Source organism: Flavobacterium sp. NRK1 (assembly GCF_024054175.1).
Lineage (GTDB): Bacteria > Bacteroidota > Bacteroidia > Flavobacteriales > Flavobacteriaceae > Flavobacterium.
The window spans coordinates 549,475-565,966 of the sequence record NZ_JAMXLA010000001.1 but is presented as its reverse complement, the minus strand read 5'-3'; the positions used below and the strand labels follow the sequence as shown (position 1 = coordinate 565,966).

The window sequence follows — 16,492 nt, the reverse complement described above, 5'->3', positions numbered from 1 at the left end:
TTATAAGTCAAAAATAATGGCTAAAGTACCGAATTGTAGCCAGTAATCATTAATAGTTAATAGTTTTTTAATACTAATAGGTCATAAAATAATTTCTCTTTCATTTTCTTCCAACGATACGACCTTATAAACTTTGCCTGTTCACTGCTAACAAGCAGGTTCTTACCTTCGCCTTTCGCTCTAAGGAAACCATTTATGTAATCTATAAATAACAACGGCTTTTTTTTACGCATTGCAAGTTTTGCACCCGCAATTGCAGTAATTAAAAAACCGTACCCTAATGTATAAAAAGCTTCTCCCTGTTTATAGCGGGCAGCTTTATTGTAATTGGCTCCTGTAGGTTTAAGATGCTTAACTTTCAGTCTTTCAATAGTAATTACTTTCCAGCCATAAAATTTAGCTATAAGCTCATCGGCAGTATCCCATCCCATAGCAGGTCTTAGTCCGCCCATCTGTAAAAACAACTCTTTTCTGTAAGCCTTAAAAGCTCCGCGAATGTGGTCTTTATCAGTAAGGTTTTCAAGAATCCACTCGCCGTTTTTTTCTATATAGGCAAATCCGCCTGCCATACCTACTTTATCATCAGCTTTAAAAGCATTTAATATAGTTTCAAAATAATCATTTGGCAAAATAAGGTCGGCATCCAGCTTTACAATTATGTCATACTCTTCATCTATTGTTTCGTATCCAGCTTGAAATGCCTGTATAACTTTACTTCCGGGCATATGTACAGCATCACTTTTTTTATTCACTAAAAATAGCCACGGGTGTTTTTGGCTAAATGCCGTAACTACAGCAGCCGTTCCGTCGGTAGAATTATCGTTTACAACTACAACCTTTGAGGGCAGCACTGTTTGTTCTGCAAGAGATTGCAGTGTAAGAGCCATGAAGGCTTCCTCGTTGTGTGCAGGGATAATAGCGTAGTATTTCATGTTTGTGCAGAAAATGAATGCAAATATCTCTATTTTTGTGCTATTAGAAAAACATAACCCTTGAATAAGAAAGTTTTTGTTGTATTAGTTACCTATAATGGTGCTCATTGGATAGATAAGAATATACAGTCGCTGTTGCATTCGCAATATCCGGTTAGTATTATTGCTATTGACAACAATTCTACCGATGATTCTGCACCACTTCTTGCTAAATATCCTGAAGTAGATTTAATTAAATCTCCTGACAATTTGGGTTTTGGTAAGGCCAATAACATAGGGATGAAAAAGGCTTTGGAACATGGGGCTGACTATGTTTTTCTTTTAAATCAGGATGCATGGGTGTTTGAAGATACTATTAATAGTCTTATAGCCAGAATGGACAATCACGACAATTTTGGTATTATGAGTCCGATGCATTATTCTGGAGACGGGGTTACACTTGATAAAAGTTTTGAAACCTATTATAAAAGAAAGACCGGGTTGATTTCCGGCGATATTGCCGTTGTGTCTTTTGTAAATGCTGCTGCGTGGATGTTAAACCGAAAGTGTATAGAAAAGGTAGGTTATTTTGAACCATTGTTTGGACATTATGGTGAAGATCGTAATTATTGCGACAGAGTACGATACCATAAATTTGAAATAGGAATTGATCCTGATAGTCGAATTGTACACGACAGAGTAATTACCCGAAATTTTAAAAAAGATAGTATTCAGTCAAAATATAAGATACTTACATCACTCCTAGATATTAATAACGAACTTTCAAAAAGCTATATTCAGGGCCTGAAAGAAGTATTTGGGCTGCCAAAGTATTTTAGCAAATCATACGGAGCGGGTAAATCGGCATCTATGTTTTTTACCCTGCTTAAATATTACCTGCAATGGATAGGTAAGATTGGTAAAATTAAAACAGCACGTAATAACGCTAAATAATGGAAAAGAAAGCTTCAGCAAAACAAATTTTTCTGTATTCCATTATCAATTATATTGGTACTGCAATTGGTATAATTTCTACGGTACTAATTTATCCTAAAGACAAAGCACTATTAGGTACAGTGCGTTATGTAGATAATATATCACAATTGTTATTTCCTATAATGGTGCTTGGTGCATCGCATGCGCTTATTAAATTTTATCCGGCGCTTAATGAGCAGAAACAAAAACAGCTTTTTAATTATAGCATTTTTTCTATTTCAATTATCAGCTTTTTGGTATTTGCTGGTATAATAATTTATACTGGCACAAATAGAGATGAAAATAATTACCTCTATTATTTCGCTTTTCCTATCGCAGTATCATTAGCGTTTATAGAGTTGTTTCGTAAACAGGCGCAGGATCTTCAAAAGCTTGCGGTGCCTACGCTTTATGAAAAAATAATACCTAAAGTTGTATTGCCATTGGCATTTTTATTATTTCTGCATCAGTATATTTCAGAAACAGAGTCTATATTATACTATACTGTTTGTTATTTAGTAATTTTTATACTTACGGCGGTTTATTTATTCAGGCATTTTAAACCCGGTTTTAATTATAGGTTTAAAACTCTTTTTGGCGAAATATCGAGGCGTGATTATTTTCGCTACAGCCTGTATGCATTTGCAGGAAGCCTTGGATCATTACTGGCTTTCAGAATAGATGGTATAGTAATATTCAATCTTATCTCTGAAGAAGCCAATGGAACTTTTAGTATAGGAGTAAGTCTGGCATCTGTATTACAAATTCCGGCTGTGGGAATGTTTGCCTTATATGCACCTATAGTATCGGGGCATCTTAAAGCTGAGAATTTTACCGAACTTCAAAAAAAATATGTAGAAGTTGCTAAACTGCTTTTTTGTGTTGGTGCAATATTGTACTGCTGTATTTTTTTAGGTATAGATAATCTTTTCAGGTTAATGCCTACTTATGAGAATATTAAAGACAGTATTCCTATTATAATTATATTAAGCCTTAGTGTGCTTATAAATATGGCTACAGGGTTTAACTCTGAAATTATAACCTATTCTAAATATTACAGGTTTAACCTTATTGCTATTTGTATATTAATACTGCTTAATGTGTCCTTAAATCTGTATTTTATCTACAGTTTAAATTTAGGAATAGCAGGTGTGGCCTATGCATCTTTTATTTCTATGACGCTGTTTAATATATCTAAACTTATATTTATTTATAAAAAATTTAAGCTTTTACCTCTTGATAAAGCCTTCGGCTTTATGGCACTTATTTTTATCGTGTCAACTCTTGTTATATATTTTTTACCTGATACGGATAACCACCTTATAGATCTCATTTATAAAACAGCGCTATCACTTATAATTAATATTACCTTATTATACAAATTAAAACTTGTTTATCAGGTAAATGTTTGGATTGATAAGGCTATTGGATTTATAAAATAGTAAAACCTACATAAAAAGAAATCCGCAATAGTTTTTATGCTATTGCGGATTAATTGTTTTTATGCTTTAATAATTATATTTTATAAACAAATGCATTAATGTTCATACCGGCACCTACGGATGCAAACAGCAATACATCACCTTTATTTAAGTGCTGGTCTTCTAATTGATCTTTTATTAGCATATCATAAAGAGTTGGAATAGTGGCAACACTGCTATTTCCCAGTTTATGAATACTCATTGGCATTACTTTTTCAGGCATTGGCATATCGTATAATTTATAAAAACGCTGCACTATCGCTTCATCCATTTTTTCATTAGCCTGGTGTATAAGTATCTTTTTTACATCGTTTATTCCTACACCGCTATTGTCAAGGCATTCCTTCATAGCTTTAGGAACATTGCTAAGCGCGAATTCATATATTTTTCGTCCGTACATTTTAATGTAGCGAACATCAGGGTCGTGGTCTTTATTAAAAGAATTACCAAAGAAAAGGAAATAAGCCTCTTCATAAGTATAAGATGCAGTTTCATGAGATAATATTCCGCCTTCTTCATCAGTAGCTTCAATAATACTGGCTCCGGCTCCGTCAGAGTAGATCATACTATCCCTGTCATGCGGATCTACAACACGCGATAATGTTTCTGCTCCTATAACAAGGCATTTTTTAGCCATTCCCGATTTAATAAACGCTTTTGCCTGTATAACGCCTTCTACCCATCCGGGGCATCCGAAAAGAATGTCATATGCAACACATTTTGGGTTCTTTATTTGCAGGCTGTGTTTAACTCGTGAGGCAAGGCTGGGCAATATATCGGTTTGTATCGCACCTTCTTTTACGTTTCCAAAATTGTGTGCAAAAATGATATAGTCAAGAGTTTCAGGATCAATTTTAGCATCTTCAATAGCTTTTTGCGCTGCATAAAAAGCAATGTCTGATGTAAGCAGGTCTTCTTCTACATAACGGCGTTCATCAATACCTGTTATTTGTCTGAATTTTTCTGTTACAACTTCGTTAGAATAAGATAACGGATTGCCGTTATCATCTAAAAACTGATGCTTTGCAAAATCTATGTTTGCTATAATTCGGTTAGGGATATAGCATCCCGAACCAGTGATCCTTATGTTCATAGTTTAATTGTTTGTGGATAGCTAATTTAATTAATTAAACGGTATAAAAAAGTTTAAATTGCTATGCAGGCATACTATTTAAATAAAAGCGCATTTTTTGTTACAAAATTTCAGTACTTGATAATTTAAATGGCTGAAACTTTAATTTTCATAATAGTAGCTATAGATAGTGCACGTGTTTTTATTTTATCGGCATTGATTCCGGCAAATAATTCATCTGTAGTTGCGTTAAAATGCTGTAACCAAGTGTCAAATTGGGCAGAAGTAAGTTGTTTTTTATCATTCAGTTCCATATGTATGTGCATAGGATTGTTTTTATAGTTCCCTGTGTGAAACATACTTAGTTCCCAAAAATCGGTTATTATTGGCAGGTGCTCCTCAAGGTTTATTTTTGCGATATCTGTAAAAATAAAATTTATGCTGTCATCTGCCAGAAGGCGGTTATAAAATTTTCGGGTAAGTGTTTCCAGATCAGCTCTGGATTCAATGTCTTTCATTACAGTAGTTTTTGATAATCACAAAGTTCTTACATTAGTCTTTGTGTTTTTATGACATATTATCATCAGGAATAAAAAAAAGGGCTGCATTGCAGCCCTTTACTATTAGTTTTCCATATAAGCCTCAATCGGCGCACAAGAACAAACAAGGTTCCTGTCTCCGTAGGCATCATCAACCCTGCGAACCCCGGGCCAGAATTTGTTTTCCTGTAGGTACTCAAGCGGGAATGCCGCCTTTTCTCTTGTATAAGGGAAATCCCAGTTATCTGTTGTAAGCATAGCTAACGTATGTGGAGAGTTTTTTAATACATTGTTTTTATCGTCCGCTGTAACTTCTTCAATTTCTTTACGAATTGCGATCATTGCATCACAAAAACGGTCAAGTTCTTCAAGGTTCTCACTTTCAGTCGGCTCGATCATTAATGTTCCTGCTACAGGGAAAGATACTGTAGGAGCATGGAAACCATAATCCATTAAACGTTTTGCAATATCGGTAACTTCAATACCGTTAGCTTTAAACGGACGGCATTCAATAATCATTTCGTGTGCAGCGCGTCCCATTTCTCCTGTATATAGTGTGTCGTAATGACCTGCAAGTCTTTCTTTAATGTAGTTAGCATTAAGAATTGCGTGGTGAGTAGAACTTGTTAAACCTTCTGCACCAAGCATAGTAATGTAGCCATAAGAAATAAGACATACAAGGGCAGAACCCCATGGTGCAGCAGAAACAGCTGTAATAGCATTACTGCCGCCTGTAGGTATTACAGGGTTAGTTGGCAGGAATGGTACAAGGTGTTTCGCAACGCAGATTGGTCCAACACCAGGTCCTCCGCCTCCGTGAGGGATAGCGAAAGTTTTGTGCAGGTTAAGGTGACAAACATCTGCACCAATAGTAGCAGGGTTTGTTAAACCTACCTGTGCATTCATGTTAGCGCCATCCATATAAACCTGTCCGCCGTTTTCATGTATAATGTTTGTTATTTCAATAATAGAAGCCTCATATACACCATGTGTGGATGGGTAAGTAACCATTAAGCAGGCAAGATTGTCTTTATACTGTATTGCTTTAGCTTTAAGATCTTCTACATCTATATTTCCGTTTTCAGATGTTTTTGTAACTACAACCTGCATACCTGCCATGTGAGCAGTAGCCGGGTTAGTTCCGTGAGCAGAAGCCGGGATAAGTGCAATGTTTCTATGGCTGTCTCCGCGTGACTCGTGGTAAGCGCGTATAACCATTAAACCTGCATATTCTCCCTGAGCTCCGGAGTTTGGCTGTAATGTAGTGCCGGCAAAACCTGTAATTACATTAAGCTGCTCTTCCAGTTTTTTAAGCATTTCCTGATACCCCTGAGCCTGTTCAACGGGTGCAAACGGGTGAATGTTGTTCCAGTTCGGCATACTTAACGGCAGCATTTCAGATGCGGCGTTAAGTTTCATGGTACAAGAACCAAGAGAAATCATAGAGTGGTTCAGGGCAAGGTCAAGGCGCTCCAGTTTTTTAATGTAGCGCATTATAGCCGTTTCACTATGATATTTATTAAATACTTCGTGAGTTAAAAACTCGCTTGTTCTGTTAAGTCTGGCAGGAATAGCATTAACTTCGCTAAGAGCAGTTACTTTTTCGGCAGTTTTACCTGCCGCTTCTGCAAATATGCTAACAATATCGTTTATGTCATTTAGCGATGTAGTTTCGTTAAATGAAACAGAAACAGTATCGTTAGATGGGTAATAGAAGTTTATTTCTTTTTTCTCTGCAGCAGCTTTTACTTTTGCAGCATCTGCTTTAACAAGTATAGTATCAAAGAAAGATGTGTTTACCTGGCTAATACCAATCTTGCTTAAAGCTTCGGCGGTTGTAGCAGCGCTTGCATGTACTTTATCAGCGATATACTCAAGTCCTTTTGGTCCATGGTAAACAGCATACATACCAGCCATTACAGCAAGCAATACCTGTGCAGTACAAATGTTTGAAGTTGCTTTTTCACGTTTAATATGCTGCTCACGTGTTTGAAGTGCCATACGAAGTGCGCGGTTACCGTTAGTATCAACAGTTACTCCTATAATCCTTCCCGGCATACTTCTTTTGTACTCGTCTTTAGTTGCAAAATATGCAGCGTGAGGTCCGCCATATCCTAACGGAATACCAAAACGCTGTGTAGTACCTACTACAACATCGGCACCCATTTCTCCCGGAGAAGTAAGCTTAACCAAGCTTAATATATCTGCAGCTACGGCTGTTTTAATTTCGTTTTCTTTTGCTCTTGAAATAAAAGAAGCATAATCATAAACCTGACCGTGTTTTCCAGGGTATTGAAGTATAGCACCAAAGAAATCATCACCAAATTCAAAAGTTTCATGATTGCCCACAACCAGCTCAACACCTATTGGTGTAGAACGAGTTTGCAATACAGAAAGCGTTTGAGGTAAAATCTCTTCAGAAACGAAGAATTTGTTTGCATTATTTTTCTTTTTGTCACGTGTGCGCACGTCAAATAAAAGTGCCATTGCCTCAGCAGCAGAAGTACCTTCATCAAGAAGTGATGCATTTGCAATTTCCATACCTGTAAGTTCTATTACAGTAGTCTGGTAATTAAGTAATGCTTCAAGTCTGCCCTGTGCAATTTCAGCCTGATATGGCGTGTAGGCAGTATACCATCCCGGATTTTCAAATATATTTCTTTGAATTGGTGGTGGTACTATAGCAGGGTGATAACCTAAACCAATATACGATCTGTATATTTTGTTCTTGTTTCCTAGCTGCTGCACGTGGTTCAGGTACTCATACTCAGTCATTGCCGGCTCCAGGTTTAGCGGAGCTTTAAGGCGAATATCGTCCGGTAAAGTTTCGTATATTAGTTGGTCAATAGATTCGACACCAATGGTCTTAAACATGTGTTTCAGATCGTTCTCTCTCGGGCCAATGTGTCTTAAAGCAAAAGCATCTGTTCTCATTTATTTGTATGCGTTGTTTTTAGAGGCACAAAATTAGTTATTTATATTCAATTTTTAATGTCTTTTTACAGGGCAATTTTGTGATTTTTTCAGCCCAACTTAATTACTGTTAGGATATTGATTATTTTTGTAGGATGAGTGTTATAAAAAAGCTTTTCTGGCTCTATGTTTATGGCAGTATGCATGTAGGTGCATCTGTGCTGGCATTGATATTAATGACCAATCATATGTTTCAGCTGCCGTTTAACTGGGCTGTAGCTGTTTTTGGTTATTGCGGGACTATGTTCAGTTACAATTTTATGAAATACGACGGACTTTTTCGTGTAAAAAAGTCAGCCGGAAGAAGAGTAAAATTTATAGTTTATCTTAGTACAATTGCACTTGTTGCCGCCGGAATTAGCTTCTTTTTTCTTGAAAGAACTTCGCAAATTGCAGCAATATTGTTTTTAGGACTTACCGCACTTTATACAGTGCCATTTTTCCCGAATACAAAAAACCTGCGCAACTGGAGCGGAATAAAAATTTATATTGTGGCTCTGTGCTGGGCAGGTATCACAACAGTCGTTCCTTTGCTTAATGCGGGGGTCTCTATTTCAGAAGATGTTTATCTTAAATTTACACAGCGCTTTTTATTGGTAATAATACTTATACTAATTTTTGAGATTATTGATTTAAAAGAAGACGATCCGCACCTGAAAACCATTCCGCAGCAAATAGGTATAAAATATACTAAATGGCTAAACCTGTTTTTACTTATACCTTTTTATTTTCTTGAATTTTTTAAAAGCACAGTAGATGTAAAACAGCTGTTAGTGAATGTAGTTTTGGTTGTAGCAACGGCACTTTTTACAATATATGCAAATCCGCAGCGCCCAAAAGTGTACACTCTTTTTTGGGTAGAAAGCATACCTATATTCTGGTTAGGGTTGGTAGTGCTGGCAAATAGCCTATAGTTTATTTAGAAGGTTTAATAACTCTTAACCCAAATGACGGAGCCAGGAAGTTTTTTTTATTTGAACGGTCTACAACACCGTCATTTATAAGAAATTCATTAACGTTAATCCATCCTTTTCCCTGAAAGAAAAATGGACGAATAAAATAGATGTATTCATAAGTTTGAAATGCTTCAAAACTAAATCCACTCTTATTTGTTTCCAGTATACTATTTCCTTTACTGTCGTATCCTCCTAAACCTTCAATTGCTGCATACAGCCCTTCAGCTGGCATTTCAATTCCATATTCAGATAAATCTATTTCTATTTGTCCTTTTGAGCCTTTTTCAATAACACGTACAATATCAGCTGGTAAGAGGTCAATACCAGGATATTCTCCTTTATCTGATTTTTTATAAAGATGAATACGGTAGGTTCTCCGGCCTTTTACTTTTAATGCGTTAAAAAGAAAAGAATGTATTAATACAGGAATTTTGTATGGATTTTGTATATAAACAGAAGCCTGATAAAATCGTTCTACACCACTAATTCCTCCTTTCTTTTCATTGGCATGGCCAATTTCGACTAAATCATTATTCTTATTGATAATTATCTCTTTAAGCAAAAAGCTTATAGGTTCAAGTGCAATTTCTTTTTTTATTTCGTCCTTTTCTATTGTTTTATTTTTGTAGCCAAGACATGTTAATTCAAAGCTGTCAAAGACGGTTGTAATCGTTAACTCACCATTTTGATCAGCATAATCTCCGTTGACTACTTTTCCCTGCCTGTAAAATTTAATGCTGGTAAAAGGTATGGGTTCATGGGTTACTTCATTTATGATTTTAATTGTTTGAGAATGTAGGGAACTGAAAAACAATAAAAGCAAAAAAGATAAATAATTTTTCATGTGAATGAATAAGAATGTCCTGTCTTTTGCAATTATTTACAAAAGACAGGACATTTAAATTGTTTATTTTTAATAAGCGCCTGTGTATGGTTCCGGTTGAAGAGGATTACCTGAACAAGGTACTGTTACCTGTGTTCCGCTAGAGTTTAAAAGTTGCCTCTCCTGACCCGAAATTCCTAAAAACCTTCTGGTTACATATACGCCGGCAAATGAATTTCCGTTTGCATCCGGCCTGCTGCAGGCACCGTAGCTTAATCTTTTTCTATAAATTACCGGTGTAGGCTCTCCAGGGTCCTGCACTAATATAGGTGTAAATCCGTGATCTAAGTAATAAGAATCGTCACTTACGTCATAAATGCCTTCAGGCTGAGCTGAATCATCAGTGTAATTTGTTATAGTGCCCATTCTTGCATTATGCTCTATATATGCATTATCATTTGATCCGGTAATAGTGTATCCCTCAAGAGTTCCGTCGGCTGTAGTAACATGCCTTAAAGTATAAGTGTCATCCTCATCTGTTACTGTTATCTCGTCTTCAATACGATAAGAAGTTCCGTAAAGATGTTCTAATAAACTTTCAAAATCTCTTACATTAGATTTTAAATTAAATTCTAAAGAATTAGATGTAACAACATCCTGTTCATCTTTACTGCATCCAATAATTGATGTGGCCGTAAGAATCATTAAGCAGATTCCTGTAAAAACTGTTTTTTTCATAAAAAATTAATTAGTTGGTTAATTTGATTAATATTTAAATATTTATTCGTTATTTAAATAAATACTTGTTAAAAACACTTAAAACTAATGTTTTGCTAATAATTATGATATATTTTAACAAATAATTAATATTTATGAAAAATAAATGAAAGTTATTTTAACCTATAGGTTAAAACCTATTTGATAATAGGAGTAAACCCTTGTTAATGAGTGTGCTGAGTGTCGAAATTTGTTGGTGCAATAAGGAAGTTAATACTATCCTGCTATTAAAACCAATAATTTATAAAACCAATAATTTATAAAACCAACACATTATGAAAACAAAAATTACTTTCTTTTTCTTTTTTATAGTTATGGCGTTGCAGGCTCAAACTGTAAAAGTGAGTGCATCTGAACCTGATGCCAATATTATAGTTAATGGGCAACAGGTAGGAGTAGGAACCTATAAACTAAAACTTGATAAAGCGGAATGTTATAAGGTTAAAGTTGAAAAAACCGGATTTTTAAAATATGAAGCTACCGTTTGCGGTAAAAAAGCGGGGCCGGAAGCTCCTAAAAGTGTTTATTTTGAAATGAAAAGAGATGATGCAGAAGAAGCTTCTATTAAAACAGACCATGCGAATGTAGATTTTTCTATAGAAGTAAATAAGGATCTTAGTATTTCTGATGCATGGAAACTTACTACACAAATTGTGACTGACTATTTTGATGCAATTGAAGTAAGCGATAAAGAAACGTCTTATTTACGAACTGCCTGGAGCGTACAGTCATTTCAACAAAACACGATCAGAACTCGTTTAATAATTAAGCTATCTAAATCTTCACCTTTAACATTTAAGGTTAAACTGGTTAGTGAATCTTCAGGGAAAAGTGATACCAGTGTAAAAGCTGATGAGCAGTTTCATGAATGGGACAGGGTATTGCGAAAATATCAAAATGTTATCTCAGATTTTTCTACCCGTCTTGCTAAAAAATAATGCATGTTATTTATGGTGGTAATTGTTGGGCAAAACCCCTAAATAATAAAAACCCCAAAGCTTTTGCTTTGGGGTTTGTTTTTCAACTCTGATAAGTTTTGAAAAATTTATTATAGGTATAAACCTATTCTAAATCAGGTGTATATACGGTGTTTTATTGCCATTTTTATAAAGAAATTTGTATGATGTTTACTACTGATGTTAACATTGCTGCTATAATTAACCAATTTAATTTGCATAAAATGAAGAAAAATTACCTTACATTATTCACATTAATTATTTGCTTTGCGGTAACTAGCTATAGTCAAACTGCCCAAAACCCACTACTGTCTCGTTCTGTATTTAATGATGCAAAATACCTGAATGACCATCCGGATAATCCTGAAAAAAGAGACAGCATATTAGCATATTATTTTAAAGATAATAATGAAGTTAGCAATTTAAAGAATAAGTATGATGCCCTGAATGACTTTAAAGGCTTTAAAAATGATCCTTTACAGAAGCGATTGAAAACAGCAATGGCTCCCGCTTTTGCAGAGGCAGATACTGGACTTGGAGCTCTTTTTAGTCCAACGACAGCTATAGATGCTTTGGGGTCGGTTATTGCAGAGCATTTTAAACAGGAAGTTAATATTGCCTTTGTTAAAAAATTTAAGGACGAACTTGAAAAAGAGCCCTATCTGGGTTTATTATTTCCTGAAAGCAAGGATGTACTAATGACCAGCGATCCTTATAACTATCCTGTATTTATGAATGCCCTTAAAGATGCTTTTCAGGAAGATACGTCTAATCTTTTAAAAAATCTTCCGGGTGTAATAAATAATCTTAAGCCCAATGATCCTAAATTTCAGGCACTGGCTTCTTTTCTCCAATTGCTGGCAAGCGAAAATATATCTGCTGCTATTGTACCGGCATTTAACAATCTGGCTATTAGCTATCCTGCAACCGGAAATGAAGATATTAAGAAAGCACTATGCATAATGTCTTTTGCTCTTAATTCTGTAAAAAAAGACGGGGCAGGTTCGTCTATGTTCATCAATACTACTGACTTGGGCAATTTTACCAAACCTACATTTGTTACAGACTATATTACTTTGTTAGTAAAACAAAATGATGATTATCTAAAAGTAATTTCTCCGTCCGGACCTGAAAATGCACAAAAAATAGTATCGTTTGTGCAGGATATAACTCCTGTGTTTACATCAATAAATGAAGAGGCTAAGTATATTGCTGAGCAAAATAACCAGCATAAATTAACTTCAAAAATAATTATTGAATCTTATTCAAAAGTGTTGGAAAGTGTAAATAAATCGATACTTTCTTACAAGTCAAATATCGATCCGCAATTGGAGACAAAAGTTTTTGATGAGATATATAAGTATTCGGAATCTGTAATAAAGATTACAAAATTTATTGAAGACAAGAAATATGGTTTGGCACTTGTTGAGCTTACACAATATATAGGAGTGCTTCAGGGAAATACTGATACAGAAAGATTTTCCCGATTTAAAAAATATACAGGTTTTGTTGCTAACGCCCTTGCTGCTGAAAATAAAGAACAGCTTATGGATGCTCTTAATACATCAGCGCAGCCAGTGGGTAGTTACCGAATAAAACGTAATACTACATTTAATGTGTCTGTAAATGCTTTTGCAGGCGGTTTTGTAGGTACAGATTTTGGTACCCATGATGCTACTGTTTATGGCTTTACTGCCCCTGTGGGGATTTATATGGGATTTGGTAATATTTGGAAAAAATATAGTGAGAATCCATTAAAAGATGTTGATGGAAAATCGTTTGGTTTATTTCTTTCGATGGTAGATGTGGGGGCTGTTACAGCATTCAGGCTACAGGATAGCGATACAGAAATGGCCGATGTTATCTGGGACAATGTTTTTGCGCCGGGAGCTTACCTTTCATTTGGTTTTGGCAAATGCCCATTGTCTTTAAATCTTGGAGGACAAATGGGGCCTGAGCTTACCAAAGTAAATCCTGATGGCACACCTGAATTTGTAAAAAAAGAATGGTACTGGAGATTTTCAGCCGTTATAGATATACCATTATATAATCTTTATTCTAAACAGAGATCTTATACGCCCCGTTCAAAACAAGATGAAGATAAAGAAGCTGCCAAAGAAATTGAAACATTAGAAAAGATTAAGGCAAAAAAAGCTGAACGGGAGCAAAGAAGACTTAAAAGAAAGGCAAAAAGTTAAATAAAATTATGAATGGTCTTTAAAATCACGTGAAAACACCTGTTTTTAAAATTGATTTTATCTGCAAATTTGTGGTAACCAACTCTTAATTTATTATAGTATGACACCGGATCAGATCATTGAAAAAATTTTACTGGGGGGCTTATTAGGTCTCCTCGGGCAGGGAATCAGAATGGTAATTGGTCTTAAGAAATTATCTGATACCAATGCCCTTAAAGAAAGTATAGAAGGAATAAATGCAGCCCGATTGCTTATCAGTTTGTTTATAGGTTTTGTTGCCGGTGCACTTTATGTACTGGTTAATGGCTTTGAAAACCAATCGGCACAAAACACAACTACATATGTAGGCAGCCAGTTTATTTTTACTGTCATGGCGGCAGGTTACGCAGGCAGCGATTTTATTGAAGGCCTCTTTAATACGTATATAGCTAAAATGCCTACAGTAAACAGCGGAGATAATACTGTTGCAATAGCCAGTTCAAATAATCCGCCTGCTGTACCTCAACCTCCTGTAAATACTACAACCGTTGTTGCCGGAACAGCTTTACCTGCTACAGATACACCGCAACCGCCAGCAGATAACGATACGCAAAATACAGGTGCAAACCCAACCTAAATACAAAACCCCGAAGTTTATCGCTTCGGGGTTTGTTATTGTAACCGGATGATTTGCTAAATTATAAAAGTCCTGCCCTTTTAAGCAGTGCTTCAGGTTTAGGCTCCTGTCCACGGAAACGTTTGTATAATAACATTGGGTGTTCTGTGCCTCCTTTAGAGAGTACATTATCTTTAAACTTATTAGCTGTCTCCCTGTCAAAAATGCCTTTTTCCTGAAAGTATTCAAAAGCATCTGCATCCAGTACCTCAGCCCATTTATAACTGTAATAGCCTGAAGAATATCCTCCCTGGAAAATATGTGAAAAGGCAGTACTCATGGCATTTTCTTTTACATCAGGATAAAGTTGTGTAGATGCAAACTGTTCTGTTTCAAACTCTTTAAGGTTAGTAATACCGCTTGGGTCTGCACCATGCCATCCCATATCAAGTAATCCGAAGCTTAGCTGGCGCATAGTAGCCATGCCTTCCTGAAAACTTGCACTCTCTTTTATCTTGTTAATGTATTCCATTGGAATCATTTCACCGGTTTGGTAATGATGTGCAAACAAGGCAAGCGCTTCAGGTTCATAACACCAGTTTTCCATAACCTGACTTGGCAGTTCTACAAAATCCCAGTAAACGCTGGTACCGCTAAGGCTCGGGTAAATAGTGTCTGCCAGCATACCATGCAAGGCATGTCCAAACTCATGGAATAGGGTAGTAACCTCATTAAAGGTAAGTAAAGAAGGTTTTGTTTCTGTAGGCTTTGTAAAGTTACATACTATAGAAACATGGGGCCTTTCGTTTATACCATCTTTTACATATTGAGATTTAAACGATGTCATCCATGCACCATTACGTTTTCCTTTACGCGGAAAGAAATCGGCATAAAAAATAGCGGTTAAATTGCCATTTTCATCTGTTACTTCGTATGTAGTTACATCTTTATGGTATTTGTCAATATCCTGAACCTCTTTAAATTTAAGGCCATACAATTTTCCTGCAATAGTAAATGCGCCATTAAGTACATTTTCAAGTTTAAAGTAAGGCTTTAGTTTTTCGTCATCAAGATTAAAAAGTTTTTGTTTAAGCTTCTCAGAATAATAAGCTCCGTCCCATTTTTCCAAATGGTCTATTCCATCAGTTTCTTTTGCAAAGGCAGAAAGTTCTGCAAATTCTTTTTCGGCTGCAGGTTTAGCTTTTGCGAGCAGGTCTTTCAGGAACGATTTTACTTTTTCCGGGCTCTCGGCCATACGCTCTTCCATTACAAAATCAGCATGGGAAGCATAACCCAGCAGATTAGCGCGTTCATGGCGAAGTCGGGCAATTTTTAGCACTATTTCCTGATTGTCAAATTCATTATTCTGAAAACCCTTTGACCCAAAAGCGATAGCTAATTGTTTGCGCAGTTCACGGTTATCAGCATAAGTCATAAAAGGCACATAGCTCGGATAATCAAGGGTAAATACCCATCCCTCTTTTTCAAGGCTCATGGCAAGTTCGCGTGCTGCCTCTATAGTGCCTTCAGGCAGGCCAGATAAATCGGCCTCATTGGTAATATGCAATTGGTAAGCATTTGTTTCTGCTAATACGTTTTCACCAAATTCCAAACTAAGTTTAGAAAGCTCCATGTCTATTTCGCGAAGCTTGTTTTTTTTATCTTCCGGCAAATTGGCACCATTCCTGGAGAAACTTTTATATTGTTTATCGAGCAAAGTTTTTTGCTCTTCGGTTAAATTCAGGGTGTCTTTTTGATTGTAAACTGCTTTTACACGCTCAAAAAGAGCTGTGTTTAAACGCAAGTCATTACCAAATTCTGATAATAACGGAGATACCTCCATAGCTATTTTTTGTATATCATCGTTAGTCTCTGCAGAATGCAGATTAAAGAAAATGCTCGAAGCGCGCTCAAGAATATTTCCGCCAAAAGACATAGCTTCTATAGTGTTTTCAAAAGTAGGAGTTTCAGGATTTGCAACGATCTCATCGATCTCTTTGCGAGCTATTTCAATACCTTCTTTAATAGCAGGTAAAAAATCTTCCGTTTTTATGCCGCTAAAGGGTGCGGTATCATGTTTGGTTGTAAATTTCTGTGTAAGTAAGTTCATTTTTTCTAATAATTTAAGCCTTGGCCTTTATAAGAAATGCCCTGACGATGCCTGGTTTTTAACCGCATAGTCAAGGCATTTTATAATATATTGTTTTATTTATTTGGTTTCGGCATCATAGCTTTA

At 35.8% G+C, this 16,492-nt stretch carries 13 protein-coding genes; 6 read left to right on the top strand and 7 right to left on the bottom strand.

From position 1 onward, the window contains the following. Positions 1 to 56 precede the first annotated feature (56 nt). Positions 57 to 932 (bottom strand): glycosyltransferase family 2 protein, encoded by an 876-nt coding sequence (locus tag NHE85_RS02820; RefSeq protein WP_252809472.1) that lies wholly within the window; start codon positions 930 to 932, stop codon positions 57 to 59. Positions 933 to 992: 60 nt separating this feature from the next. Between NHE85_RS02820 and NHE85_RS02815 the strand changes: the two genes are divergently transcribed. Together NHE85_RS02815 and NHE85_RS02810 are read left to right on the top strand one after the other, a co-directional pair. Further along, positions 993 to 1,865 carry a glycosyltransferase family 2 protein gene (locus NHE85_RS02815; protein WP_252809468.1) on the top strand — a complete coding sequence of 291 codons (873 nt, stop codon included), beginning with the start codon at positions 993 to 995 and terminating at the stop codon, positions 1,863 to 1,865. Then, positions 1,865 to 3,328: a lipopolysaccharide biosynthesis protein gene (locus NHE85_RS02810; RefSeq protein ID WP_252809467.1), complete on the top strand. Its 1,464-nt coding sequence runs from the start codon at positions 1,865 to 1,867 to the stop codon at positions 3,326 to 3,328. The genes NHE85_RS02815 and NHE85_RS02810 overlap by 1 nt, the downstream gene beginning before the upstream one ends. A gap of 73 nt (positions 3,329 to 3,401) precedes the next feature. Here the strand turns inward: NHE85_RS02810 and NHE85_RS02805 are convergent, their stop codons facing one another. From NHE85_RS02805 to gcvP, 3 genes are all read right to left on the bottom strand, one after another. Further along, positions 3,402 to 4,460: a 3-oxoacyl-ACP synthase III family protein gene (locus NHE85_RS02805; RefSeq protein ID WP_252809465.1), complete on the bottom strand. Its 1,059-nt coding sequence runs from the start codon at positions 4,458 to 4,460 to the stop codon at positions 3,402 to 3,404. 125 nt (positions 4,461 to 4,585) lie between these two features. Continuing rightward, positions 4,586 to 4,957, bottom strand: a complete 372-nt coding sequence (locus NHE85_RS02800) for a group III truncated hemoglobin (protein ID WP_252809463.1) — start codon at positions 4,955 to 4,957, stop codon at positions 4,586 to 4,588. 105 nt (positions 4,958 to 5,062) lie between these two features. Beyond that, a complete protein-coding gene (gcvP, locus tag NHE85_RS02795) occupies positions 5,063 to 7,912 on the bottom strand; it encodes an aminomethyl-transferring glycine dehydrogenase (protein ID WP_252809461.1) in 2,850 nt (949 codons plus the stop codon). A 134-nt stretch (positions 7,913 to 8,046) separates the two neighbouring features. Here gcvP and NHE85_RS02790 point away from each other — a divergent pair, with 134 nt between their 5' ends. Continuing rightward, complete coding sequence (locus NHE85_RS02790) at positions 8,047 to 8,865, top strand: hypothetical protein (RefSeq protein WP_252809460.1); 819 nt, start codon at positions 8,047 to 8,049, stop codon at positions 8,863 to 8,865. Position 8,866: 1 nt separating this feature from the next. On the opposite strand, the gene NHE85_RS02785 is transcribed toward NHE85_RS02790, so the two are convergent. Together NHE85_RS02785 and NHE85_RS02780 are read right to left on the bottom strand one after the other, a co-directional pair. After that, the gene (locus tag NHE85_RS02785) at positions 8,867 to 9,751 is read right to left on the bottom strand and encodes a hypothetical protein (RefSeq protein ID WP_252809458.1); all 885 of its coding nucleotides are present in this window, start codon (positions 9,749 to 9,751) and stop codon (positions 8,867 to 8,869) included. Positions 9,752 to 9,820: 69 nt separating this feature from the next. Continuing rightward, complete coding sequence (locus tag NHE85_RS02780) at positions 9,821 to 10,468, bottom strand: hypothetical protein (protein ID WP_252809456.1); 648 nt, start codon at positions 10,466 to 10,468, stop codon at positions 9,821 to 9,823. Positions 10,469 to 10,782: 314 nt separating this feature from the next. Between NHE85_RS02780 and NHE85_RS02775 the strand changes: the two genes are divergently transcribed. From NHE85_RS02775 to NHE85_RS02765, 3 genes are all read left to right on the top strand, one after another. After that, positions 10,783 to 11,445 carry a hypothetical protein gene (locus NHE85_RS02775; protein WP_252809454.1) on the top strand — a complete coding sequence of 221 codons (663 nt, stop codon included), beginning with the start codon at positions 10,783 to 10,785 and terminating at the stop codon, positions 11,443 to 11,445. Positions 11,446 to 11,687: 242 nt separating this feature from the next. Continuing rightward, positions 11,688 to 13,661 (top strand): hypothetical protein, encoded by a 1,974-nt coding sequence (locus NHE85_RS02770; RefSeq protein ID WP_252809452.1) that lies wholly within the window; start codon positions 11,688 to 11,690, stop codon positions 13,659 to 13,661. A gap of 100 nt (positions 13,662 to 13,761) precedes the next feature. Beyond that, positions 13,762 to 14,277 carry a hypothetical protein gene (locus tag NHE85_RS02765; RefSeq protein ID WP_252809451.1) on the top strand — a complete coding sequence of 172 codons (516 nt, stop codon included), beginning with the start codon at positions 13,762 to 13,764 and terminating at the stop codon, positions 14,275 to 14,277. Positions 14,278 to 14,338: 61 nt separating this feature from the next. Here NHE85_RS02765 and NHE85_RS02760 read toward each other — a convergent pair whose 3' ends face one another. Continuing rightward, positions 14,339 to 16,366 (bottom strand): M3 family metallopeptidase, encoded by a 2,028-nt coding sequence (locus NHE85_RS02760; protein WP_252809449.1) that lies wholly within the window; start codon positions 16,364 to 16,366, stop codon positions 14,339 to 14,341. Positions 16,367 to 16,492: the final 126 nt, after the last annotated feature.

Excerpts from the sequence above, each read along its gene's own strand:
- NHE85_RS02785 (WP_252809458.1), bottom strand. The coding sequence starts at position 9,751 with ATGAAAAATTATTTATCTTTTTTGCTTTTATTGTTTTTCAGTTCCCTA.
- NHE85_RS02775 (WP_252809454.1), top strand. The coding sequence starts at position 10,783 with ATGAAAACAAAAATTACTTTCTTTTTCTTTTTTATAGTTATGGCGTTG.
- NHE85_RS02770 (WP_252809452.1), top strand. The coding sequence starts at position 11,688 with ATGAAGAAAAATTACCTTACATTATTCACATTAATTATTTGCTTTGCG.
- NHE85_RS02805 (WP_252809465.1), bottom strand. The coding sequence starts at position 4,460 with ATGAACATAAGGATCACTGGTTCGGGATGCTATATCCCTAACCGAATT.
- NHE85_RS02765 (WP_252809451.1), top strand. The coding sequence starts at position 13,762 with ATGACACCGGATCAGATCATTGAAAAAATTTTACTGGGGGGCTTATTA.
- gcvP (WP_252809461.1), bottom strand. The coding sequence starts at position 7,912 with ATGAGAACAGATGCTTTTGCTTTAAGACACATTGGCCCGAGAGAGAAC.
- NHE85_RS02780 (WP_252809456.1), bottom strand. The coding sequence starts at position 10,468 with ATGAAAAAAACAGTTTTTACAGGAATCTGCTTAATGATTCTTACGGCC.
- NHE85_RS02810 (WP_252809467.1), top strand. The coding sequence starts at position 1,865 with ATGGAAAAGAAAGCTTCAGCAAAACAAATTTTTCTGTATTCCATTATC.
- NHE85_RS02790 (WP_252809460.1), top strand. The coding sequence starts at position 8,047 with ATGAGTGTTATAAAAAAGCTTTTCTGGCTCTATGTTTATGGCAGTATG.
- NHE85_RS02820 (WP_252809472.1), bottom strand. The coding sequence starts at position 932 with ATGAAATACTACGCTATTATCCCTGCACACAACGAGGAAGCCTTCATG.
- NHE85_RS02800 (WP_252809463.1), bottom strand. The coding sequence starts at position 4,957 with ATGAAAGACATTGAATCCAGAGCTGATCTGGAAACACTTACCCGAAAA.
- NHE85_RS02760 (WP_252809449.1), bottom strand. The coding sequence starts at position 16,366 with ATGAACTTACTTACACAGAAATTTACAACCAAACATGATACCGCACCC.